This is a genomic window from Acinetobacter sp. G11 (genome assembly GCF_049808495.1).
In the GTDB taxonomy this organism is placed as follows: domain Bacteria; phylum Pseudomonadota; class Gammaproteobacteria; order Pseudomonadales; family Moraxellaceae; genus Acinetobacter; species Acinetobacter kookii.
Window position 1 is genome coordinate 1 of sequence record NZ_JBNCAT010000003.1, and the last position, 22,035, is coordinate 22,035.

21 protein-coding genes, 2 tRNA genes and 1 pseudogene are annotated in these 22,035 nt (G+C 42.8%); 15 read left to right on the forward strand and 9 right to left on the reverse strand.

Translation table 11 applies throughout. The annotated features are described in order from the left end of the window. The 3 genes and pseudogenes from ACPUEY_RS01760 to ACPUEY_RS01770 all read left to right on the forward strand — a co-directional run. A pseudogene (locus ACPUEY_RS01760) lies at window positions 1-84 on the forward strand (IS1 family transposase); the annotation flags it as partial. A gap of 319 nt (window positions 85-403) precedes the next feature. Then, window positions 404-1,741, forward strand: a complete 1,338-nt coding sequence (locus tag ACPUEY_RS01765) for a glycosyltransferase (protein WP_425120939.1) — start codon at window positions 404-406, stop codon at window positions 1,739-1,741. Further along, entirely contained in the window at window positions 1,738-2,694 is a 957-nt protein-coding gene (locus tag ACPUEY_RS01770) for a hypothetical protein (RefSeq protein ID WP_425120940.1), read from the forward strand. The genes ACPUEY_RS01765 and ACPUEY_RS01770 overlap by 4 nt, the downstream gene beginning before the upstream one ends. Window positions 2,695-2,823: 129 nt before the next feature. On the opposite strand, the gene ACPUEY_RS01775 is transcribed toward ACPUEY_RS01770, so the two are convergent. Further along, window positions 2,824-4,626, reverse strand: a complete 1,803-nt coding sequence (locus ACPUEY_RS01775) for an ABC transporter ATP-binding protein (RefSeq protein WP_425120941.1) — start codon at window positions 4,624-4,626, stop codon at window positions 2,824-2,826. A gap of 147 nt (window positions 4,627-4,773) precedes the next feature. Between ACPUEY_RS01775 and ACPUEY_RS01780 the strand changes: the two genes are divergently transcribed. Beyond that, window positions 4,774-5,406, forward strand: coding sequence for an alpha-ketoglutarate-dependent dioxygenase AlkB family protein (locus ACPUEY_RS01780; protein ID WP_425120943.1), 633 nt, complete (start codon window positions 4,774-4,776; stop codon window positions 5,404-5,406). Window positions 5,407-5,588: 182 nt separating this feature from the next. Here ACPUEY_RS01780 and ACPUEY_RS01785 read toward each other — a convergent pair whose 3' ends face one another. The 3 genes from ACPUEY_RS01785 to ACPUEY_RS01795 all read right to left on the reverse strand — a co-directional run bounded on the left by ACPUEY_RS01785 (window position 5,589) and on the right by ACPUEY_RS01795 (window position 7,491). Beyond that, a complete protein-coding gene (locus ACPUEY_RS01785; protein WP_131272967.1) occupies window positions 5,589-6,365 on the reverse strand; it encodes an IclR family transcriptional regulator in 777 nt (258 codons plus the stop codon). 135 nt (window positions 6,366-6,500) lie between these two features. Next, window positions 6,501-6,944 (reverse strand): Holliday junction resolvase RuvX, encoded by a 444-nt coding sequence (gene ruvX / locus ACPUEY_RS01790; RefSeq protein WP_425120944.1) that lies wholly within the window; start codon window positions 6,942-6,944, stop codon window positions 6,501-6,503. Next, a complete protein-coding gene (locus ACPUEY_RS01795; protein WP_425120945.1) occupies window positions 6,937-7,491 on the reverse strand; it encodes a YqgE/AlgH family protein in 555 nt (184 codons plus the stop codon). The genes ruvX and ACPUEY_RS01795 overlap by 8 nt, the downstream gene beginning before the upstream one ends. Before the next feature lie 383 nt (window positions 7,492-7,874). Here ACPUEY_RS01795 and ACPUEY_RS01800 point away from each other — a divergent pair, with 383 nt between their 5' ends. From ACPUEY_RS01800 to ACPUEY_RS01815, 4 genes are read left to right on the forward strand one after another with little or no spacing between them, the layout of a single operon-like run. Continuing rightward, entirely contained in the window at window positions 7,875-9,230 is a 1,356-nt protein-coding gene (locus tag ACPUEY_RS01800; protein ID WP_425120946.1) for a hypothetical protein, read from the forward strand. Between the two features lie 19 nt (window positions 9,231-9,249). Further along, window positions 9,250-9,654, forward strand: coding sequence for a DUF1425 domain-containing protein (locus ACPUEY_RS01805; RefSeq protein WP_425120948.1), 405 nt, complete (start codon window positions 9,250-9,252; stop codon window positions 9,652-9,654). Between the two features lie 13 nt (window positions 9,655-9,667). Next, window positions 9,668-10,267: a penicillin-binding protein activator LpoB gene (gene lpoB / locus ACPUEY_RS01810; RefSeq protein ID WP_086174116.1), complete on the forward strand. Its 600-nt coding sequence runs from the start codon at window positions 9,668-9,670 to the stop codon at window positions 10,265-10,267. A 50-nt stretch (window positions 10,268-10,317) separates the two neighbouring features. Beyond that, complete coding sequence (locus ACPUEY_RS01815; RefSeq protein WP_409976734.1) at window positions 10,318-11,301, forward strand: CsgG/HfaB family protein; 984 nt, start codon at window positions 10,318-10,320, stop codon at window positions 11,299-11,301. A 64-nt stretch (window positions 11,302-11,365) separates the two neighbouring features. Here the strand turns inward: ACPUEY_RS01815 and recN are convergent, their stop codons facing one another. After that, on the reverse strand, window positions 11,366-13,027 hold the full coding sequence (recN, locus tag ACPUEY_RS01820; RefSeq protein ID WP_092819181.1) for a DNA repair protein RecN: 1,662 nt from the start codon (window positions 13,025-13,027) through the stop codon (window positions 11,366-11,368). Between the two features lie 523 nt (window positions 13,028-13,550). On the opposite strand from recN, the gene ACPUEY_RS01825 reads away from it, so the two are divergent. The 3 genes from ACPUEY_RS01825 (at window position 13,551) to ACPUEY_RS01835 (ending at window position 15,727) form a co-directional block, all read left to right on the forward strand. Next, a complete protein-coding gene (locus ACPUEY_RS01825; protein WP_086195201.1) occupies window positions 13,551-13,874 on the forward strand; it encodes a pyrimidine/purine nucleoside phosphorylase in 324 nt (107 codons plus the stop codon). 141 nt (window positions 13,875-14,015) lie between these two features. Further along, entirely contained in the window at window positions 14,016-14,765 is a 750-nt protein-coding gene (gene rlmB / locus ACPUEY_RS01830) for a 23S rRNA (guanosine(2251)-2'-O)-methyltransferase RlmB (protein WP_131272963.1), read from the forward strand. 44 nt (window positions 14,766-14,809) lie between these two features. Further along, entirely contained in the window at window positions 14,810-15,727 is a 918-nt protein-coding gene (locus ACPUEY_RS01835; protein ID WP_425120949.1) for an EamA family transporter, read from the forward strand. Window positions 15,728-15,745: 18 nt separating this feature from the next. On the opposite strand, the gene coaE is transcribed toward ACPUEY_RS01835, so the two are convergent. Genes coaE through pilB form a run of 4 tightly spaced genes read right to left on the reverse strand, consistent with a single transcriptional unit; the run spans window position 15,746 to window position 20,177 of the window. Continuing rightward, window positions 15,746-16,336, reverse strand: a complete 591-nt coding sequence (coaE, locus tag ACPUEY_RS01840) for a dephospho-CoA kinase (protein ID WP_425120950.1) — start codon at window positions 16,334-16,336, stop codon at window positions 15,746-15,748. Between the two features lie 15 nt (window positions 16,337-16,351). Then, window positions 16,352-17,212, reverse strand: coding sequence for a prepilin peptidase (locus ACPUEY_RS01845; RefSeq protein WP_425120951.1), 861 nt, complete (start codon window positions 17,210-17,212; stop codon window positions 16,352-16,354). Beyond that, complete coding sequence (locus ACPUEY_RS01850; RefSeq protein ID WP_425120952.1) at window positions 17,212-18,438, reverse strand: type II secretion system F family protein; 1,227 nt, start codon at window positions 18,436-18,438, stop codon at window positions 17,212-17,214. The genes ACPUEY_RS01845 and ACPUEY_RS01850 overlap by 1 nt, the downstream gene beginning before the upstream one ends. A 26-nt stretch (window positions 18,439-18,464) precedes the next feature. Continuing rightward, entirely contained in the window at window positions 18,465-20,177 is a 1,713-nt protein-coding gene (gene pilB / locus ACPUEY_RS01855) for a type IV-A pilus assembly ATPase PilB (RefSeq protein ID WP_425120953.1), read from the reverse strand. Window positions 20,178-20,458: 281 nt separating this feature from the next. Between pilB and tpiA the strand changes: the two genes are divergently transcribed. The 4 genes from tpiA (at window position 20,459) to ACPUEY_RS01875 (ending at window position 21,854) form a co-directional block, all read left to right on the forward strand. Further along, on the forward strand, window positions 20,459-21,250 hold the full coding sequence (gene tpiA, locus ACPUEY_RS01860; RefSeq protein ID WP_425120954.1) for a triose-phosphate isomerase: 792 nt from the start codon (window positions 20,459-20,461) through the stop codon (window positions 21,248-21,250). A gap of 13 nt (window positions 21,251-21,263) precedes the next feature. Then, window positions 21,264-21,593 carry a preprotein translocase subunit SecG gene (gene secG, locus ACPUEY_RS01865; RefSeq protein ID WP_092819174.1) on the forward strand — a complete coding sequence of 110 codons (330 nt, stop codon included), beginning with the start codon at window positions 21,264-21,266 and terminating at the stop codon, window positions 21,591-21,593. Between the two features lie 53 nt (window positions 21,594-21,646). Then, window positions 21,647-21,731: transfer RNA gene (locus ACPUEY_RS01870), tRNA-Leu, on the forward strand. Between the two features lie 46 nt (window positions 21,732-21,777). Beyond that, a tRNA-Met gene (locus ACPUEY_RS01875) sits at window positions 21,778-21,854 on the forward strand. The last annotated feature ends 181 nt before the right edge of the window (window positions 21,855-22,035 follow it).

Sequence of the window (22,035 nt, forward strand, 5' to 3'; positions counted from 1 at the left end):
AGTTGCAACTTTTCTAAAAAGCTCGAAAATCATTTTAAAGCCTTTGATTTGACTTTCTTTTACCTTAATAACGGATTTGTTTAACGCTAGCATACTTTTTGAAACACCACCAAAAATCTTTATTAATAGAGTGTATAGAAAACAATAACTTGAAATAGGCAATACAAATTATCTTAAAAAAGTGTGACTTATTTATCAAAAAATATACAAAGTGATATATTATTATACAAAATGCAGGTTGTTTTTAATAGAAAGCAAAATTTGCTCTTGGCGAAATAATGATTTCATGGGTATCTAAAACTCCCTATAGGCACCTAAAGTCATGATCTGTTGTAACACTTCCGGACTTTACTAAAAATAATTCTGCACAAATTTTATTGGGTGAAATATTTAGAGAATATTCATGATCATTGATGAAAGTAAAAGAGAAGCTTCTCAAATTTACTTTTCTGTGCAGTTAAAGTTTATTGTCGCTCTCATCGGTGCCTGTTTTTGGACAGTCTTTTCCATATGGATTGCCCAGAACTGGATGTATGATCTCAGCCGACATATAGGCCATTTTGCAGCTGTTTTCCTGATTTATGGCATTGCCATTATTCCGGGATTCATGAATGCATTTGCGGCTTTAAGCTTGATGATGGATCGAAGACCCAAAAGACAGCCATTGTCTACTTATCCGGGTATTACCATGCTGGTCGCTGCTTATAATGAAGCCGCCTCAATACAAGATACCTTAGTGAGTATCGGTCTTCAAAAATACCCGGGTCCCCTGCAAGTCATTGTGATTAATGACGGTTCTCAGGATGAAACCGCAGCCATTGTCCGAAAGGCACAGCAAAAATATCCCTGGCTGACTTTACTTGATTTAAAGAAAAATGCAGGTAAGGCGCATGCATTAAATGAAGGTCTGAAACTTGCGGAACATGACTTGGTGATTACCGTCGATGCCGATTCTTATTTACATCGAGTCGCATTAATCAATATTGTCGAACGTTATAAGGCCGATCCACCCAACACACGTGCGGTCGCGGGCAAGATTCTGGTGCGCAACTCGCGTGAGAATTTGCTGACCAAAACTCAGGAATGGGACTATTTTCTGGGGATTGCAGCGACCAAGCGTATGCAGTCCCTGTATCAGGGGACCCTGGTGGCTCAAGGGGCTTTCTCTATTTATGACCGCAATGCCTTGATTGAGGTGGGTGGATGGCCTGAATGTGTCGGTGAAGATATTGTACTCACCTGGGCCTTGTTGAAGGCCGGCTATCGTGTGGGGCATTGTGAGGATGCCTGTCTGTTTACCAATGCGCCCACAACACTTAAAGTGTTTATTAAACAGCGTCAGCGTTGGGCACGTGGCATGATTGAAGCCTTTATCAAACATCCCACCATTTTAATCAAGCCGAGATTATCCACGTTTTTTATTTACTGGAACTTGGTTTTCCCCTGGTTAGATATTGCTTTTACCTTTGGCTTCATACCCGGAATCATTCTGGCCTGTTTTGGACATTACTGGATTGTGGGTATTATGACCCTGGCATTGTTACCTATGGCATTTTTGCTCGGCTTATTAAATTACTCGATTGAACGCAGAATGTTTGACGGGCTGGAACTCAAGGTACGGAAAAACTTCAGTGGCTTTTTGCTGTATGTACTCATGTACAGTTTCTTGCTACAGCCTGCCAGTATTTTAGGGTATCTGGATGAATTATTAAGAACACGAAAAACATGGGGAACAAAATGAAAAACACAAAAATTACCATCTATATGCTTGTTCCTTTGCTTATCAGCATCACGACACCCAGCCTGGCAAGTGAATCAGAGCAAGAGCAGGCCCCAAGTCAACGTGCGGCCGGAACGGAATTCTTTTTCAGTGATGATAGCGAGGGCTTCCAGACCCGTAAATTATCAGCTGAATTTTTGCCTCGATATGAAGATGCTGACCATTATTTAGGTGTCCGGGGAAGTGCTTATCAGTATAGGGCGGATGAATGGCAGCAAGATGGCCAAAAGATCTCATTTATTGGACGTCACATTGAATCCGCTACAGCGAACGGCTGGGCAGTGGAAGCAGGTGTATTTGAACAAGGGGATCATACCTTGTTTACCTTTGATGGCAGTTACCGTACAGCGCTTGCAGAAAAAACGGCATTAGAGCTTTTTGCCAATCGTGACTGGGTTGAAACCCAAGCCGCCCTCGATGCTGGAACGAATTTTACCTTTGTGGGTGCTGCACTGGATCAGGGAATCGGTGAGCATGTCACCCTCGTTGGTGTTGCAGGGACACAATTCTTCTCAGATGACAACCGCCGTGATCATGGCCGTCTTCGATTGATCTATCAGCCTTCACTGGACTTGGGACTGACGCTTCAGGCGCGATATCGCACCTACCGGAGTACTGAAGAAGATGTGGGCAGGCAATATTTCAACCCTCAGGATTATGAAGAATCAATGCTGGCCCTCGGTTGGCGTCAGCGTTTTTCCGGATGGTCAGCAGGTTTAACGGCAGGCTTTGGGCGTGAAAAAATCAATCAGGAATCAAGCCAATCTACCCGGTTATTTGAACTGAACCTGCAAAGCCCTGTCCGCGGGTCACAGTTTCTACGCATGAATGCCGGTTACAACCGCAGTGCTTCTTTCTACGGCCCAGATTACAATTATCGCTATATCAAAGGGGAATGGATTATGCGTTTTTAATCCAGGCCCAGGATATGAATGTCATCGATTTACCAGCTTCCCTTGTTCTGACTAGAGAAAAGTGGTTTTTGGAGAGGATCTTTCCATAGTGATCATACTGGGAATGAAAAGGCTTTTCATCCTAGGTATTTAGCTATGGGTTTCTTCCTCGGCATCTTCTTCAAAGGTCTTGGCAATCTTTTCAATATTCAGGCTTTTGGCCATCGCATCAAAAATTTGCTTATACACCCCGTCCTGATGGTAGAGCGCCTCATGTTCGCCGTGCTCGGCAATGCGACCTTCTTTCATCACATAGGTGTAATCGGCATCAATAATCTGCGACAAACTATGCGAAATAATAATGACGGTACGGCCCTGCTTGATTTGGTCCAGACTGTGCTTGATTTGCTCCGAGGCAATCGCATCCAGGCTGGCCGTGGGTTCATCCAGAAAAATAATCGGCGGATTTTTCAGGAACATGCGGGCAAGCGCAATGCGCTGCTGCTGTCCACCGGAAAGCTGCAAGGCATCTGCATCATAGCCTTGCGGAAGCTGTAAAATCTGTTCGTGGATAGATGCTTTTTTGGCAGCATCCATCACTTGTTCCAGACTTGCATCGGTCTTGCCATAACGGATATTTTCAAAAATACTTCCCTGAAAAATATGATTTTTTTGCAGCACCAAACCAATGTGATCGCGCAGATATTGGGTATCGATCTGTTCCAGATGGATACCATCCAGTTTGATCTGTCCAGAAGCTGGCTGGTAAAATTTATCCAGTAAACTGATCAGCGTGGATTTTCCTGCGCCGGACAATCCTACCAAGGCGGTGATTTTATTCGGCTGAATCAGCATGTTGATATTTTTTAAAGCATGGTGACCATTGGGATAATAAAACTCGACATTTTCCAGTTCAAATAGTCCATGAATGGCGGGCTTTAGGGTGCCGCTTGGCTCAATTTCATGATCGGCTTCCAGAATCCTGAAAAAGCTTTCCGAGTAAATCATGGCGTCATTTACTTCATCATAAATGCGATGCAACGAGCGAATCGGGGCGGAAACATTGTTGAATAGCAGCACGTGATACATGATCATGCCGATACTCATTTGTCCATCCAGCACAAAATAAGCGGTCAGGATAATAATCAGCACGATGCCAATCTGTTCAATAAAGGTCTTTAAGCCATCAAACAAAAAACTGGTTTGCCGGGTCTGCATCTGATTCTGGGTCAGTTCTTTTTGTAATTTAAGCTGTTTGTCTGACTCGATGGACTCGCGGTTAAAGGATTTAATGACGGTAATCGAGTTAATAATACTTAAGATTCCCTGGCTCTTTTTCTCGCGGCCATCACGTAAATTACGCCGCCATCCGCCGAGTTTTTGTGCCTGTTTATAGGTCAGCCAGAAGTAAATGGGCACAATACACAGCGCAACCAGACCGACATAGGCATTGGCATAAAACATCAGGCCTAATGCCACAATGGCACTGGTAAATAACGGTAAAATATCAATAAAGAAGATCTGAACCAGCCGGGTAAGGGAGCCAATCCCGCGGTCAATCCGGGTTTGCAATTTACCGGCCTGGTTATTGTCTGCATTAAAAAAAGCCAGCCGATAAGTCAGGAATTTTTCAATAATGCCTTGAGCCAAGTCCTGTGAAACAAAAATACGCAGCTTTTCGCCATAAAATTTTTGTCCAAACTGCACCAAGGCATTGATGACTTCCTTAGCCAATAAAATGGCAGAGATGGTGAGTAGAATATGCCAGCCCTCAGCCAGTCCCAACCCGGACTCAATCAGCCGGTTAATGCTGTCGACCGCATAGCGTAAAGTGAGTGCATTGACCTGAGCCGTGAGGGAGCCAATCAGAGTTAAAATTAGGGTGGCGACGACCAGTAAGCGATAAGGCTGGACAAAAGGACGAAGTTTTTGAAATAAGTGCCATATATTCATATGCAATTTTTTATTTTCAATTTTGATTTGAGTCTAAGCCCGATCATTCCCTGTCACAAGCGCATACAATGTTTTGAATTGTGAACAGAAATCATCCGCTAAAATAAAGTGAATTTTACATTTATTTTAGACGATGCATTTTTGCCGATGAACTTTGAATTGTTTGAGCCAGAAGCCCGGACCAATCTGTTACCTTGTGATGGGGTGGTAGAAGACTTTGGCCTGATTTTGACGGCTGGGCAGAGCGAGCAATATTTACAGTATTTTTTAACTCATCTGGCCTGGCAGCATGATGAAGTGGTGCTGTATGGGCAACATTATAAAACGGCACGCAAAGTGGCCTGGTATGGCGATGAAAATTACCAATATCATTATTCAGGCACCTTCAAGCAAGCCCATGTCTGGATACCCGGATTATTTCGTTTAAAACAACACATTGAAAAGTTGGTCGGCCATTCCTTTAATTCCTGCCTTGCCAATTTATATGAAAATGGCAGTCAAGCTGTGGGCTGGCATAGCGATGACGAGCCGGCATTATATTCTGAGGCAGATCGGGAAACCGTAATTGCCTCCTTAAGTTTTGGAGCTACCCGAAAATTCAGTTTTAAGCACAAGCAAAAGCCAGACAAAGTCGATCTGCTGTTACAGCATGGACAATTGATTGTGATGCGTGGCAAGACCCAGCAGTACTGGAAGCATACTTTAAGAAAATCGGTGAAAATTATTGAGCCACGGGTAAACCTGACTTTCCGTTATTTTTATCCGTATCAGAAGCAGTAGGGTATTGGAAATAAGCGCATAAAAAAGCCCATCCTGTGATGAGCTTTTTTAACTTGAGGAGAGTTTTTAAGATCGCATCACGTTATCATGGAACAAGGGATGCTGAAGAACGATAATCATATTATGAGAATATAATGTTTAATTCAACATTTTTAGAGTAAAATATATTACTGTTCCTCAAATTAAAATGTATCTTCCTGATGGGTCAAAGTCGTAAATTTCTTTTCAATTAAATCGGCATTGTCGCGCAATATTTCGATCAACTTCTGGAAATTGGTAAATTCAAAGCGGTTTCTGGAGCCTAACAGGGTCAAGGCCAAAGGCGGTTCCTTGCTGGAAAATTTCACTGGAATAGAAAGACTGGCCAGGTTTGGATCGACCTCTCCACTCGAGAAATAATAGCCCTGTTTTTTAATCTGTTTCATTTGCAGCAGGAATTCTTCTTCGCTCTGTGCAAAGCCAACTTCAGACAGTTCCGTCGCAAAACGCTGGTAATAATCCAAAATACGCTGTTTGGGTAAATGGGCCAGAATCACCTTGGCAGAGGAGCCTTTATAGATTGGGCGAGGACAACCGCGACCATAAATAAGTGTGGTCAGGTCTTTATATAGTTCGTGATGAATATCGATACATGAATCGTAATTTAAATGCGTGAGCAGACAGCCGAATTCGGTACGTTCTACAATTTGCTGCATAAATGGAATGCTGATCTGTACCAAAGGATCCGTGGTACGGGAAATGTAATCCAGTACGGCAATTTTAGAACCGAGCGTATAGTCACCTGAAGTTCCACTCAGGCGTTGTAATAATTCTGCCGAAACCAATTCTTTTAAATAACGGTAACTTGTGGGTTTAGAGAGTCCTAATTCTTCACTAATGATATCGACATTAATGATCGGGCGAGACACTGAAAAGAGATCCAAAACGGTAAGAATCTTACCAAAACTAGAAAGTGCCATAAGTACCTGCTTGGTCAAAGCATATAAAAGAGAGACGAATAAGTATTACTTTATAACAAAAAATCAGGCAGAGCAGGGCTTTTGTTGCGGCAATGCAGTATTTGTTAACTATCCTGAAAGATGCTTTTTTTATCTTTAAGGCGTTAAACCTACCGGATTGCGATACCAGCTTTCTATAAACAGTGCAGCTGCAATGCTGTCAGCCGCCAGTTTCTTGCCACGACCTTGAGACTGGTATTGATCCAGTTCATCACGTGCTTCACGGGTGGTCAGGCGCTCATCCACCATCAAGGTTTCAATATTGGTCTGATGGCGTAAGCGTCGGGCAAATTTGCGCGAACGCGCTGAAAGTTCAGATTCAGTATCATCCATATTCAGCGGTAAACCCACTAAAAATAGAGTCGGTTGATATTGCTTGATAATTTTCAGTAAGGCATCCCAGTTTGGAATGCCATCTTTCATCGGAAACAGGGTAAGTGGATTGGCACTTTCAATCAAGGATTGACCCACCGCCATGCCCATTTTTTGGGTACCGAAATCAAATGCCATAATCATGTGTGGTTGTGATAAGTCAGGCATGTCCAATCTCTGATGATAGCCAGGTGCGGTCCAGGCCCATTTTTTTATAGGCAGCATCCCAGCGGTCGTCATAAGGTAAGTTAAAAATCAAATCCATATCAGCATCACAGATCAGCCAGTCACCACGTGCAATTTCCTGTTCCAGCTGGTTTTTGCCCCAGCTGGCATAACCCAAAGCAATTTGGTAGCGTCCAACGCCTTCATTGTGGGCGATGGCATCGAGGATATCTTTAGACGTGGTGATACAGACATTTTCACCCACAGCAATGGATGAATGCCAGGTCGGTTGACCGGTATGCAGTACAAATCCGGCTTCAGGACGCAAAGGTCCACCTTGTAAGACGGCATGGGGATTGACATTGTCCGCTTCAATTTCCAGGTCATTCAACAATTCCTTGATTGAAAGACCGGATGGGCGGTTAATGATAATGCCTTGAGCACCCTCTTCATCATGGCGTGCCAAATAAATTACCGTATTGGCAAAAAAATCATCGGCTAAATCAGGAGGTGCAATGAGACAGCGATGTGTCAGATATTGTTTAGTCATCTAAGCATCTCCGGGTTTTAGTCTATCATTTGAAAAAAATAGTTTGAAATTTGATGTAGCTGTCAATCTATCTAGAGCTTTCTTGACTATAACATTGACCTTACAAATTTCTATAAGGAATTATAGGCTGAATATATAAATTTATGTTTTTCTCACGCTTAAGATTTTATTTTGAGATTAAAGTCACATTAAAATAACTATTTTGATTTAACAGAACTTAATAAAATATTGATTTATTATTTATTTTTTACAATTTTTATGACCAATATTTAAAATATCTTAATTTAGTCAAATAATTATATGTTTTATAGAAAAATATTGATTTGATCCATATTGTTTTGATTTGTATGATGTATGTAATAAAAAGTAAGTTGAATATTATTATGTCGGTTCAAATAAACAAGAAAGTTCTCACTTTATGCTTTACTTCATTGTTTGCTGTACAAACACATGCAGCGGTATTTGGAACTTATGAAGAAGAGGGATCACTTTTTAGAAGTTCTTTAAATGCAGAACTCAGTTCATCTGTAGCAGCGAAGTTTGACAGCAAGAAAAATTCTAAAGATGCGGTTTTATATTATTTAGAGCAGGCAAGAATTTTACAGGTTAATCAACAATATCAAGAAAGTCTGGATATTTATAAAAAGGCATTTGAGCTGATCGATCAGCAGAACAACAGAAGTAAAGTGAGTGTAACCCGGATGGGGTTCAAAGCCCTTTCGATGGTGAGTAATGAGTCCGTTGTACCTTATTTGGTTCCTCCTTATGAACAGGTTTTAGCGCATATTTCTCAGGCAAAAAATTATATTCTGCTGAATAATGCTGAAGCTGCAGGGGTGGAAATGCGTGTTGCACAACAAATTCAGCGTGAAATTGAACTGGCGCACGAGAAAGAGTTTGCTAAGAAAAAAGATAAGCAGAAGAAAGATAAACAAATTGATTATTCAACTTTAGATGAAGCTTTTGCGGGTTTGGATCCGATTGCAGGTCGAATTAAAAATACCTATCAAAATGGTTATGCTTTTTACATGGCAGCTAATTTGTGGGAAGCCACAGGCGACTATAACAATGCTTTGGTGGACTTTAAAAAAGCTTATGAATTACATGGTGATTCAAATGTTGCCAAAGATGTGACCCGGGTTGATACAGTATCAAGTAACAATCAGAAATCAGTACCCGTCATTGTGTTTATTGAACAGGGCACGGTACCGAAAAAGATTGAAAATAAACTTGCTTTTCCCATGCCAAATGGGCTGGTTAATATTGCATTTGCCACCTATGAACCGAGTACTTATATGCTGCCGCAAAGCTTAAAAATTAAGCTGGGTGATCGACAAGTACAGCAAAGTGCTCTGGTTAGTGATATTGGTGCATTGGCAGTAAAAAACCTGAAAGAACAAACCATCAGTACCGTTACCAGCCAGATTGTACGGGCAACGACAAAATACGTGATGCAACAGCAATTAGGTCAGCAATTGGGATCTTTAGGGCAGCTGGCTGGAAACTTAATGAATGTTGCCACTGAACGTGCCGATTTAAGAGCATGGTCGACGCTACCAAGTAATACACAGGTGGCACGTTTTGAGGTGAGCCCAGGAAAACATAATCTGAAAATTATCGGACCACAGTCTTCCAGTCCAACACTTAATGTTGAAGCAAATCCAAACCAAACCGTTTTTGTTTATGTCAGTGATATAAATAATAAAATTTCAGCCAGTGTAAGTGCTGTAACTCGTTAATTTTAAAAAGAGTGTAATGATGAAAATATGTTTAAAACTGGGGGCGGCAAGCCTTTTGGCTGCTGCACTTATTGGTTGTACCGCACCCAACTCACTCTCAACCCAAACTGCAGCCGATGGCACCTATAGCGTAAAAACCGTTAGCAATAACCCAAAACTGGTCACGCAAATTGCTGTTGATCGGATCGGTATGGGATACGCTGGCGATTTGAAAAAAGCTTCGATCGCAATCAAGGACCGCTGGTTTGTGAGCCGTAATTTTGAATACAAAATTGTTTGGGTAGATGCAAATGGCTTTGAAGTGAATCCAGAAGGTTCACGCTGGAAGCCTATTCAGTTAACTGGCCGCGAAATAAAGACCGTTCAATCCATTGCACCTAACCCATCTGCTGTTGATGTTGTTGTCTATCTGAGAAAAGATTAAGGATAAGTTTTCCATGAAATTAAAATTAACTTTGGCTACTACTGTTTTGGCTACTTTGGTCTTGGGCGGTTGTGCTTCGAATAACGTGAGTTATGGAGATGCCCAGTCAGTTGAAACCCTGACTAAAGATTTCGGTTCTACCGATTTGCAGATGATTGCGGACAAAATGGTGGATGACATGTTGACCTTTCCGGTTATTGTTCAATTGACCCAAAACCGCCGCCCAGTGATGTTTGTAGACCGCATCCGCAATAAAACGCAAGAACATATTGATACCGAGTCAATCACTGACACCATTCAAAACAAACTCATCAATTCAGGCAAATTCCGTTTTGTAGATATGACTTCTGCCAATGCATTAGCGCAGCAGTTGGCATACCAAAAGCAAAGCGGATTGGTGAACCAGGCAACTTCGGTAAAAGCCGGTGGTCATATTGGCGCTGAATACATGTTAAACGGCAACCTGTCGAGCATTGTAAAAAATGCAGGGGGTAAAAGTGATGTGTATTACAAGTTCACTTTAAAACTTCAAAATGTACAAACCGGCATTGTGGAATGGACCAGCGAGAAAGAAATTCGTAAATCGTCGAAACGTTCGACCTTCGGTTTATAATTCAAATATGCAACTGTGCGATTGCACAGTTGCTTAAGAAGATAATAATGATGAATAAAATATTTTTAGCTTTATTGCTTGCTGGTTCTGCGACCACTTCTGCATTTGCAGCATTAAAAGAAGTGGTTAAGGAAGCATCGGGTAGTGGTGCTACCCAGCATCAAGCGATTTCAGAAGCCTTGTTGGTTGCGGTTCAATCGGTGAATGGTGCAACTGTTTCCTCACGTGTAGATTATGAAACAACTGTCAATATGTCTGTTTCCAATAATAAATGGAGTTATTCGGGTAAAGTTTCTCCAGTCTTTAGCGTAGATAATACTGGCTCAGGATCTGTCACTAAATTCCAAGTGCTCAGCGTGACTGGATCAAAAAACAACTACCGTGCGAAAGTGCGTGCGCATGTTGTGCAGTACCAGTCATCTGTTCAAGATCAGCATTTACGCCGCATTGCTGTGCTGCCATTTCAATTTTATGAAAAAAATAACCGTTCTGCCAAGGTGGATTCTGCGGAAGATTTTGCATCAGAATTGTCTGATCAATTAGGTGTCTATTTGGCTCAAACGGGTCAATTGAGCTTGGTGGATCGTCATTATTTAAGCGAAATGCAGTCCGAGAATGAGTTTTTATACTGGGATGGTGCACCGCAAGAATTGGCACGTATAGGTCAGAAAGTGGGTGCAGACTATTTGTTGGTGGGGCGTATCAATGATGTCTCGGTTGCCAATGGCCAACAGATGTATGGTCTGAATCAAGGTGCAGATCAAGTGCGTTTAACTTGGCGGGTGATTGAGGCGAATACCAGTAAAGTTGTTGCAGCAGGTACCTTCAACCGCGTCATTGCAGACAATGCAATTCAAAACATGCTGAATAATTCATTGAATGATTCAAGTACAGATAAAATTGCACAAAGCTTGAGCCGAGAGGTGTTGGTCGGGATGAAACTACAACCTGCCTCCTATCAGAATCAAGATGCAGGTTTTACTCCAACCTATGACATGACCCCAGGATCGAGTGAAAAACCGATCAAATGGTAAGTCGGCCTCCAAGCAATGTTATTTGCATTGAAGTTCAAAACCGGTACATGCTGTACTGGTTTTTTTATACCTGTTGAAACTTAAGTTGACGTAACTGCTTGGCATGTTGCAGTGTAGTGTCATTAATTTCGACGCCGCCGGTCATACGGGCCAGTTCATCAATGCGCTGTTCTTCTGCAAGATTGATGATGGTACTGCTAGCCGGATCGGTTTGACGCTTTTTCACCAGCAGATGCTGATCCGATTGTGCCGCCACCTGAGCTTGATGGGTAATACATAAAATCTGTACATGCTGCGCGAGATCTGCCAATAAACGGCCAACCATTTCAGCCGTTCCGCCACTAATCCCGACGTCGATTTCATCAAACACCAATACTTCTGCTTCGGTTTTTTCCGCATTCATGACTTGCATGACTAAGGCAATACGCGACAGTTCACCTCCGGAAGCGACACGTGCCAAAGGCTGCGGCGGAATACCCTTGTTCGCAGTAAACAGCAGCTGAATAAAGCTCAAACCTTCAGCACCTGCCTGCTCCAAAGGTTCAAACTTGAATTCAAAATAGGCTTCCGGCAAAGCCAGCTGCTTGACCTGCTCAGTCAGTTGCTTGGCTAAGGGGATTGCGGCTTCACGGCGAATTTCATCCAGATATTGCGCTTTGGCTAAAAATTCCTGATGAGACACTTCTACCTGTTCAGCCAAAGTTTCCGGGTCTTCCAGCTGATGCAACTGTTCCAGTTCAGTCTGCCAGGCCTGGTATTCTTCTTTCAATGTTTCCGGTTGAGTGCGGTACTTGCGGGCTAAACGGTGGAAAATTTCCAGTTGTGAGTTCAATTCTTCCATCCGTTCTGGATCGAAGCTTTGCCGGTCGATAAACTGACGCAAGTTTGCCGTTGCATCATCAATTTCACTTTGTGCATTGATCAGTGAATTATAGATTTCAGCAAGCTGTTCACTACGGCCGGCATGCGATTCCAGACGACGAATAATTGAAGACAGTTCCTGGGTCAGGTTTTGTTCGGCTTCATCCAGCACATTTAAGCTATAACCGCAGTCCAGCATGATATGTTCATGATGGCTTAAACGGTCAAACTCCTGTTCAATCTCTTTATAGTCAATCTGGGTGATGTCTTCGAGTTCTTCCAGTTGTAACTCTAAAGTTTCAATGCGCTGTTTGCGGGTGGCTTGTGCATCCAAAGCAGCTTGATGCTGACGAATGTCTTTTTGCCAGGTGCTATAGGCATTACGGACCTCTTGCGCAGGCTGATAAAAGTTACTGTAACGGTCGAGCCAGTGCTTGGGATAGGGCGGCTCTAACAGTTGTTGCTGACTGTGCTGACTATACAGTTGTACCAATAAGCGGCCAATCTCTTTCAGTTCAGAGAGACTACTTGGACGGCCATTTATCCAGGCTTTGCTACGACCCGTGGCAAAAATCACCCGTCTTAAATGAATTTCGCCTGACTCGTCATCCAACTCATGTGCTTTTAACCATTCGGCTTCAGGGCTGTGTTCCTGATAGCTAAAAATGGCCGTCACATCGGCTTTATCCGAACCGAAACGTACGTAATTGGTGTCGGTACGTTCACCCAGACAGGCAGATAGGGCATCCAGTAATAACGATTTACCCGCCCCGGTTTCACCTGTCAGGACATTGAAACCTTTTTCAATATCAATGGCTAAGTGATCGGCTAAAGCAAAATTGATCAGAGTTAAATGTGTCAGCATAAACGCATCCAAGCTGCGAAAAGTTTTAGTCTAAGATAGTGAAATTTTGTTTTGGTCACAAGACAGCTTTTATTTTAAAAGGGTTTAAAACATCAATATCTTACCTTATCTCGGCACTGAAAATGAAACCTGTGTGTGAAAATAGCCGATAAAATTTGCCATCAATAAATTGCAGTCTATTTTAAGAAAAAGGGAAAATTTGAGTCTAAATTTATCCGGCTGCGCAAAACCTGGACCAGATAAGAGACTGTATACTGTTGATGATTTGAAGACCTAATCCATGCTGCAGAATGCTATTCGCCTTTGGTCGGGGCAACATCAGCAGCAATTTATGCTTATAATTTCATTCGTGCAGAGGTTCGTGCACAAATCGCCAGTTGTTCTTTTCAGCCTGCAAAAAAATATTTGTAAAAAATTGAAAAATATTGATTTGGCGGTAGGAAACAGCGATTGATTAGTTTAATGCTCAGCTTTAAACTAGCTCGGGCAAAAATTATAAATGCGCATTATCTGGAGAATACGCATGTCAAATCAGTTTGATCATGTTTCGGTTGTCAAAAAGTCGAATGTTTATTTCGACGGGTTGTGTATCAGTCATACCGTGCAGTTTGAAGATGGCACAAAAAAAACCTTAGGGGTGATTTTGCCAACAGAACAGGCACTGACCTTTCAAACACATGTACCTGAACGTATGGAAATTATTTCAGGTGAATGTCGTGTACAAATTGGCGACAAAACTGAAAGTGAACTGTTCCGTGCCGGCCAGTCTTTTTATGTGCCAGGCAATAGCCGCTTTAAAATCGAGACCGATGAGGTGCTCGATTATGTCTGTCATTTCGAAGGCTAAGCATTCGTCCCGGATAAGACAAAGAAATTTTAACCTGAATCGGTTAAACTAGATTCAAGCATCAATCCTGTAAAGCCTGCTTTGCAGGATTTTTCTTTTTGCATCGTTACCCATAGTCACCATAGATTTTAGAGGCCGTTCATGGCAAAACCAGAATATTATTATGGCGTTCACTCGGTGGAGTCATTATTGGAACTCGAGCCTGAGCGCGTACTGACTTTATTTACCTTGAAAGGCCGTGATGACCAGCGTTTGAAAAATGTACTGGCTCTGGCTGAACCTTTCGGCATTAGCGTGCAACAAGCCAGCCGTGACAAACTGGAAAAACTGGCCGGTCAGCCTTTTCATCAGGGCGTAGTGGCTGCAGTGCGTCCGCATCCGGTACTGAATGAACAGGATCTGGATGCCGTACTGAAGCAAAATCCTCAAGCGCTTTTGCTGGCACTGGACCAGGTCACCGATCCGCATAACTTGGGCGCATGTATCCGTACAGCGGCTGCCATGGGGGTTGAAGCCGTGGTGGTTTCACGTGACCGTTCTGCAAGCCTAACCCCAACTGCACGTAAGGTTGCGGCCGGTGGCGCAGAAAAGGTGAAGTTCATTCAAGTGACCAATCTGGCGCGTACTTTGGGCCATATCAAAGATGAATTTAATGTACGTGTAGTCGGAACCATGCTGGATGAAAAAGCCTTACCCGTGGATAAATTTGATTTTACCGGTACAGCAGTATGTGTCGTGATGGGTGCTGAAGATACAGGTTTGCGTCCAATTACCCAGTCGCAATGTGACCAGACCGTCTATATCCCCATGGCAGGGAACCTGCAAAGCTTAAATGTCAGTGTGGCGACAGGGATGGCACTGTATGAAGCCTGTCGTCAGCGTAACGTGTAATTTCTTTTCTTTGCTATTTCTTTGCTATTTAAAAGTTGTCTGCTATGTCTCCCCGGTCTCAAGGTTATCTTTATGTCGCTATTACCATGTGTATTTGGGGCGGATTTACCATTACCTCGCGCCTGAATGCCCAGTGGGGAATTAGTGCCTGGGATATTACTGCCTTACGCTTTGCACTGGCATTTTGTATTTTGATGCCCATTTTGCTCTATAAAAAAGACACCGCTTTTTTATGGAAAAAAGAGCCATTCCTTTTGGCGATGATTGGCGGGGTCGGGTATTGCCTGACTTCTTATAGTGCTTTTCATTATGTGCCGGCGGCACATGCAGCTATTTTCCTGAATGGCTGTCTCCCGCTGTGTACAGCTTTAGCTGGATTGGTATTATTTAAACAGCCTTTAGATAAACACATCTGGATCAGTTTGGTGATTATGCTGAGCGCGATCACTGCCATGAGTTTCTTGATGTATCAGGAAACTGGTGTGGCTTTTGGTTTTGGCGACATGCTATTTTTCCTGAGTGCGATCTGGTGGGGTGTTTTTACGGTATTGTTGCGTCAATGGAAACTCTCAGCCTGGCATTCTATGGCAGGCGTTGCCATCTGGTCGGCAATTGTTTATGTACCGATCTATCTGCTGTTTTTACCGAAAAATTTAACCGCACCTGAACCTGTGCATTTAATGCTCCAGGTGGTTTTTCACGGCATCTTTGTGGTCATTGTCGCCACACTGACGTATGTAGAAGCCATTAAGCGTCTGGGTGCATTCAAGGCAGGGAGTATTGTCACTTTGGCCCCGTTTATTGCGGCCATTCTGGCCGTGCCGCTATTGGGTGAACCTTTAAGTCTGGCCATTATTTGTGGCTTGATCGGGATGGCGATTGGTGCATTACAGCCTTGGCGCTGGATGGGGCGTCAGGACAGTTTAGAGAAGCAGCTGGATCAACAAAAAAAGCAGTCTTAATCGACTGCTTTTTTAATTTCAGCGTTTTAAATACGCTTCATGCAGCGGTTTTAAATGGCTATATAAATGGTCAAGATGACCGTCATTCAGCACAATGTCATCAGCCAAGCGACGCTTTTGCTCACGTGGCATTTGTGCCTGAATAATTTTTTCAATTTGTTCAATTGACTGGTGATCACGCATGGCAGCCCGCTGAATCTGCAAGTCAATCGATGCATCAATCAGCAGGGTATGATCAGTCAGTTCATGCTGGCTGGTTTCAAACAGCAGGGGAGAAACCAGAATCACATAGGGGCTGGTCGCAGCCTGTAGCTGTTGAATAATAGACTCTCGAATCGCAGGATGGGTAATGTTTTCCAGCGTTTTACGTGCTTCAGGATATTTGAAAATATATTCGCGTAAAGCCCGACGATTCAGCTCGCCATTGTCTAATAGAACCCAATCGCCAAAAGCCGCATGAATCTGTTGTAAAGCAAGCTGTCCTTTTTCAACAATCTCTCGCGCGACAATATCGGCATCAACTACAGTAATGCCCTGGGTTTCAAACCAATGACTGGCGGCTGATTTTCCACTGCCAATTCCGCCAGTTAAACCCAAGATAAACGTCATATAGATCCTTAAAAATTACTGTCCCAAATAGATTTTCATGATTTGCTCACCCCAAATGAATGCAATCCAACCGGCAATCGCAATATAAGGGCCAAATGCAAAAGGCTGGTTCTCTTTGCGTATTTTCAGCAGAATAATGCCAATCACAGCACCGACAAAGGAAGAGAGCAATACAATCAGGGGCAGCAGAAATGGCCCCATCCAGGCACCTAAGGCAGCCAGAAGTTTAAAGTCGCCATAGCCCATACCTTCTTTGCCGGTAATGATCTTAAACAGATAATAGACAATCCACAAACACAGGAAGCCAATAATATAGCCCCAGATGGCAGAAGTTGGATTGGTATAGAGACTATAGCTATTTACTGCTAAACCCAGCGCTGCCAGAGGTAAAGTATAACGGTCAGGTAAAAGCTGGGTGTCAAAGTCGATAAAGGTCAGCGCAATCAATGTCCAGGTGAGGATTAGGCCAAACAGCATCTGCAGGGTAGGGCCGAATACTGCCACAATAATCAGGGAACAGAGTGCAGTTAACAATTCAATGAGGGGATAGCGAATGCTGATCGGATTTTTGCAAGAACCGCATTTGCCCCCTAAAACCAGCCAGCTGATGATAGGAATATTCTGATACCAGCGAATGGGGGTCTGGCATTTCGGACAGGTTGAATCTGGCTTGCTCAGGGTGATTTTTGTTTCGTCAATAATGGCCTGTTCAGGATGCAACAATAGTTGACAATCCTGTCGCCATTCCTGTTCCATCATTTTCGGCGTTCGATAAATCACGACATTGAGAAAACTGCCGATACACAGACTAAAAAGCCCAACTGCAATATATAAAGCAGTTGGGTTGGTAATAAAATAAGCGATAAACTCTTGCATTACATTACGGAACCCATTTGGAAGATTGGAAGATACATGGCAATTACCAGCCCACCGACTAGGACACCCAGCACTGCCATAATTAAGGGTTCCATCATCGAGGTTAAACCATCCACGGCATTGTCAACTTCGTTTTCAAAATGAGTGGCAACTTTATCCAGCATGGCATCCAGTGCACCGGACTCTTCACCAATGGCGACCATTTGAATGGCCATAGATGGGAACTTGTTGGTCACACGCATGGCAAATTGTAGCTGTTGGCCTGTGGCGACATCATCACGAATTTTCATGACGGCAGTTTCATAAACCACATTATTGGTTGCGCCTGCAGTGGATTCCAATGCATCAATCAAGGGAACACCAGCAGCAAAAGTAGTGGCTAGAGTACGACTGTAACGTGCGATAATAGCTTTATAAACCAGGTCACCGAAAATAGGCGCTTTAAGTGCTGCTTTATCCAGAAAATCCCGAAATTTTTTACTACGCTTTTTAGCTTCCATAAAGCTCGCTATAATGGTACCAATCGCAATAATCAGAATAAACCAGTATTTTTGCGTCCAATTAGACATATTCACTACCATTTTAGTAAAGGTAGGTAAATCAGCACCAAATGAAGCGAAAAGATCTTGGAATACAGGTACGACTTTTACCATTAAAATAATAGTCACGATAACAGCAACTACCGTGACTGCTATAGGATATTTCATGGCTTTTTTAATTTTCTGTTTTAAGAGTTCGCTTTTCTCTTTGTAAATTGCGACGCGGTCCAGCATGGTTTCCAGGGCACCGGACTGTTCACCAGATTCAACCAGTGAGCAGAATAAGTTGTCAAAATATTGTGGATATTTTTTAAGTGCACCGGCAAAGGTATTCCCGCCTTCCACTTCACCTTTGATACCCAGTACCACCTCACGCATCGCTGGATTTTCCAGGCCTTCTGCGACAATTTCAAAGCTTTGTACTAAAGGAACACCGGCTTTCATCATGGTCGCAAGCTGGCGGGTAAAAATCGTGATATCCAGGGTGGTGACTTTCTTTTTCATTAACCCTTCGAGAATATTTTTACGTTTTTCCCGAATGTGTTTAATGGTAATGCCTTGCTTGCGTAAGGTCACTTTGGCAAGTGCCATATTACGTGCAGGTAATTCCCCTTTAAGCTTTTCCCCTTTACGATCAATGCCTTCATAACTGAAGACGGGCATCATCTGTGCTTTTTTGACAGCCATGCGTTTATCCTTATTTTAAATTTCATTTATTCACTGGTTACACGATTGACTTCCTGAAGGGAAGTCACCCCCTGCATAACCTTAATTAATCCTGAACGACGTAAATTATTAAACCCCGATCTTTCAGATGCTGCTGCAATTTCCAGTGCATTGCCATCTTCCATAATAATTTTCGAAATTTCAGGTGTTACTTTCATGACTTCATAAATACCGACACGACCTTTATAGCCTTCACGACACTCGGAACAGCCTACAGGTTGATATACCTGAAATTCTGGATGTTTAAGATCTTCTTCGGTAAAACCCATTTCTAATAAGCTGGGCTCTGGAATATCTGCAGGCACTTTACATTGAGAGCATAAACGACGGGCTAAACGTTGGGCAATCACCAGGTTGACCGAGGTGGCAATGTTAAAGGATGGAACACCCATGTTACGCAAACGCGTCAAGGTCTCAGGTGCACTGTTGGTATGCAGTGTAGACATCACCATATGACCGGTTTGTGCTGCTTTTACGGCAATTTCAGCGGTTTCCAGGTCTCGAATCTCACCGACCATGACAATATCCGGATCTTGACGTAAAAATGATTTAAGCGCAGCAGAGAAGGTTAGACCCACTTTGGCATTGACGTTGACCTGATTAATCCCTTCCAGGTTAATTTCTACCGGGTCTTCTGCAGTCGAAATATTGGTATCTTCACGGTTCAGAATATTCAAGCCCGTATAGAGCGATACGGTTTTACCGGAACCGGTTGGACCTGTAATCAGCAGCATGCCTTGAGGTTTTTCCAGCGCTTGCATAAACAGTTCTTTTTGCTCGGGTTCATAGCCTAATGCATCAATGCCCAGCATGGCACTGGATGGATCCAGAATACGCAGCACCAGTTTTTCTCCAAACAGGGTAGGCAATGAGTTGACACGGAAGTCGATGGCCTTGGTTTTCGAAAGCTTCAGTTTAATCCTTCCATCCTGAGGCAAGCGCTTTTCAGAAATGTCCATTTGCGACATGACTTTTAAACGCGATGCCAGGCGTGTTGCCAGTTGTAATGGAGGATTGGCAATCTGGCGAAGCACACCATCAATACGATAACGTACCCGATATGACTTTTCATACGGCTCGAAATGTAAATCCGAAGCCCCCATACGAATGGCATCAATTAACAGTTTATTAATATATTTAACGATGGGAGCTTCATCCCCTTGGGGACCATCATCTTCATCAGCTGGTTTGTTCAGGTCTTCTTGTTCTAGATCTAGATCGATATCTTCATCAGAAAATTCAAAACTGTCCGCCTGGGTAAAGTTCTGTTCAATGAGTTTGTGTAATTTCTGGTGTTCTACAATAATCGCTTCAATATTCATTTTACTGCTGAAGCGAATCGCATCCATGGCATCTATATTGGTGGGATTGCTGGTTGCGACGTAGAGTAAATTCCCGCGTTTAAAAATGGGCAAAACGCAATGTTTGCTAATGAGTTTTTCATCCAGCCCTTCCCGGATAATTTGAGCAGAGTCATAGGCGCTCAAATCAAAAAGAGGTTCTCCAAATTCTTGAGAGATTTTTTCTGCAATATCCAGAGAGGAAATTTTCAACTGATCAATTAAAAAAGGGACAATATCTTGATTGGCTTTTTTCGCATTCAATATTGCACTCTGCATATTTTCAGCAGAAACTAAGCCATCTTCGACTAAACGCCGAATAAAACCCGTAAATCTTGGTGATCCTTGTAATGCTGCCATGCTTTAATATGCCTGCTTAATCAATCTGTTTATAATTGGTATCATTGAATTATACTTTTGTTATATAAAAATACCATATCTTAAAATGTTGTCATCTACTTAATATCAGATAAAACTTTGAACCAGTCGTAATTACAGGGAGAAGTTTTTCCGGAGAGTAAAAGAAGATCGATTGCAAAAATAAGAAGAGTATAAAAAAGCCATATGAAAATTTTCTAAAAAATGCTGAATTCCGTGTAGAATATGCGCGGTTTAATGAATTGTTTTTAATAGGTTACTGTATGTCGGGTTCGGCTATTACTCCTTGGGTTGTCGGCAATTGGAAAATGAACCCAATGCAGGCAGATGCAAAAGCGTTGCTGCAAGATTTTAAAAAATTATTGCGAAACAATGAAATTAAAGAACAAGATTGTTATTTGGGTATTGCGCCAACCATGCTGGCCTTGAGTGGTGTGCAGGCAGAATTGGCAAGTTCAGTACGTCCTGTTTATCCGGTTGCGCAGGATGTTTCCCGTATTGCCGGTACAGGGGCATATACCGGTGAAGTGAGTGCCGAACTGCTGAAAGACCAGCAAATTAATTTTGTACTGATTGGTCATTCAGAACGTCGGGAAATTTTCGCTGAAACTGCACAGATTCTGAATGAAAAAGTTAAAAATGCTTTAAATGCAGGATTAACCATTATTTATTGCGTAGGTGAAAGTCTGGAACAGCGTGAAAATGGTCAGGCAGAACAGGTGGTATTGCAACAAATCTGTGATATTGCCGCAGTGGTTCAGGCTGAGCAGTGGAAAAATATAGTGGTGGCTTATGAACCCATTTGGGCGATTGGTACGGGTAAAACCGCTTCACCTGAAGATGCACAGGCCATGCATGCCAAAATTCGTGCAGGTTTAACCCAAATTACCCCTTTGGGTGCCAGCATGGCAATTTTATATGGTGGTAGTGTTAAGCCGGAAAATGCAGTAGAGTTGGCTGCCTGTCCAGATATTAATGGTGCGCTGGTTGGTGGTGCATCTTTAAATGCAGAGTCTTTCTATAAAATTGCTCAGGCTTTTGCAAATACAAAATAATTAGGAGTTCAGCATGCATGCATTTGTGCTGGTAGTACATATTATCTTAGCCATTTTAATGATTGTATTGATTCTGGTACAACATGGTAAGGGTGCCGATGCAGGTGCATCCTTCGGTGGTGGTGGTGCAGCAACCGTTTTTGGTGCTTCGGGTTCGGCTAATTTTTTAACCCGTTTAACCGCAATTTTAACCGCTTTATTTTTTGTCACGAGCCTAAGCTTAGCGGTGTTTGCCAAAAAGCAAACCACTGATGCCTATAGCTTAAAATCGGTACAAACAACAACCACAGCTCCGGCAAATTCGAGTGAAACTTCACCAGTTGCACCAAAAACTGGCGAATAAATTTATTTAGTTCTTTCTTTTTGGGTGTGATCCGACTAGAATGCGTCACAGCTGCGGTGGTGGTGGAATTGGTAGACACGCTACCTTGAGGTGGTAGTGCTTTCGGGCGTGGGGGTTCAAGTCCCCCCTTCCGCACCAACTTATAATCCAGAACATAAGTTGGTGTAAGCAGCAAATCTGTTGATGCGGGATGGAGCAGTCTGGTAGCTCGTCGGGCTCATAACCCGAAGGTCGTTGGTTCAAATCCAGCTCCCGCTACCATTTTCTAATGGTTTGGTAATGCTATTTATAGAATTGGTTGATTGCTCGTCGGGCTCAACTCTTTATAAACTGGCGAAGGTTGTTGGTTCAAATCCAGCTCCCGCTACCAATCAATCTTATTTTAGATGCAAACTGAAATAGGCGCCTTGTTTATTTAAGGTGAGATAAAATTTTTGTAATG

What these genes read in the sequence shown, in the direction of transcription:
- ACPUEY_RS01765 (WP_425120939.1), top strand. Translation starts at nt 404, where the DNA reads ATGATCATTGATGAAAGTAAAAGAGAAGCTTCTCAAATTTACTTTTCT.
- ACPUEY_RS01770 (WP_425120940.1), top strand. Translation starts at nt 1,738, where the DNA reads ATGAAAAACACAAAAATTACCATCTATATGCTTGTTCCTTTGCTTATC.
- ACPUEY_RS01775 (WP_425120941.1), bottom strand. Translation starts at nt 4,626, where the DNA reads ATGAATATATGGCACTTATTTCAAAAACTTCGTCCTTTTGTCCAGCCT.
- ACPUEY_RS01780 (WP_425120943.1), top strand. Translation starts at nt 4,774, where the DNA reads ATGAACTTTGAATTGTTTGAGCCAGAAGCCCGGACCAATCTGTTACCT.
- ACPUEY_RS01785 (WP_131272967.1), bottom strand. Translation starts at nt 6,365, where the DNA reads ATGGCACTTTCTAGTTTTGGTAAGATTCTTACCGTTTTGGATCTCTTT.
- ruvX (WP_425120944.1), bottom strand. Translation starts at nt 6,944, where the DNA reads ATGCCTGACTTATCACAACCACACATGATTATGGCATTTGATTTCGGT.
- ACPUEY_RS01795 (WP_425120945.1), bottom strand. Translation starts at nt 7,491, where the DNA reads ATGACTAAACAATATCTGACACATCGCTGTCTCATTGCACCTCCTGAT.
- ACPUEY_RS01800 (WP_425120946.1), top strand. Translation starts at nt 7,875, where the DNA reads ATGTCGGTTCAAATAAACAAGAAAGTTCTCACTTTATGCTTTACTTCA.
- ACPUEY_RS01805 (WP_425120948.1), top strand. Translation starts at nt 9,250, where the DNA reads ATGAAAATATGTTTAAAACTGGGGGCGGCAAGCCTTTTGGCTGCTGCA.
- lpoB (WP_086174116.1), top strand. Translation starts at nt 9,668, where the DNA reads ATGAAATTAAAATTAACTTTGGCTACTACTGTTTTGGCTACTTTGGTC.
- ACPUEY_RS01815 (WP_409976734.1), top strand. Translation starts at nt 10,318, where the DNA reads ATGAATAAAATATTTTTAGCTTTATTGCTTGCTGGTTCTGCGACCACT.
- recN (WP_092819181.1), bottom strand. Translation starts at nt 13,027, where the DNA reads ATGCTGACACATTTAACTCTGATCAATTTTGCTTTAGCCGATCACTTA.
- ACPUEY_RS01825 (WP_086195201.1), top strand. Translation starts at nt 13,551, where the DNA reads ATGTCAAATCAGTTTGATCATGTTTCGGTTGTCAAAAAGTCGAATGTT.
- rlmB (WP_131272963.1), top strand. Translation starts at nt 14,016, where the DNA reads ATGGCAAAACCAGAATATTATTATGGCGTTCACTCGGTGGAGTCATTA.
- ACPUEY_RS01835 (WP_425120949.1), top strand. Translation starts at nt 14,810, where the DNA reads ATGTCTCCCCGGTCTCAAGGTTATCTTTATGTCGCTATTACCATGTGT.
- coaE (WP_425120950.1), bottom strand. Translation starts at nt 16,336, where the DNA reads ATGACGTTTATCTTGGGTTTAACTGGCGGAATTGGCAGTGGAAAATCA.
- ACPUEY_RS01845 (WP_425120951.1), bottom strand. Translation starts at nt 17,212, where the DNA reads ATGCAAGAGTTTATCGCTTATTTTATTACCAACCCAACTGCTTTATAT.
- ACPUEY_RS01850 (WP_425120952.1), bottom strand. Translation starts at nt 18,438, where the DNA reads ATGGCTGTCAAAAAAGCACAGATGATGCCCGTCTTCAGTTATGAAGGC.
- pilB (WP_425120953.1), bottom strand. Translation starts at nt 20,177, where the DNA reads ATGGCAGCATTACAAGGATCACCAAGATTTACGGGTTTTATTCGGCGT.
- tpiA (WP_425120954.1), top strand. Translation starts at nt 20,459, where the DNA reads ATGTCGGGTTCGGCTATTACTCCTTGGGTTGTCGGCAATTGGAAAATG.
- secG (WP_092819174.1), top strand. Translation starts at nt 21,264, where the DNA reads ATGCATGCATTTGTGCTGGTAGTACATATTATCTTAGCCATTTTAATG.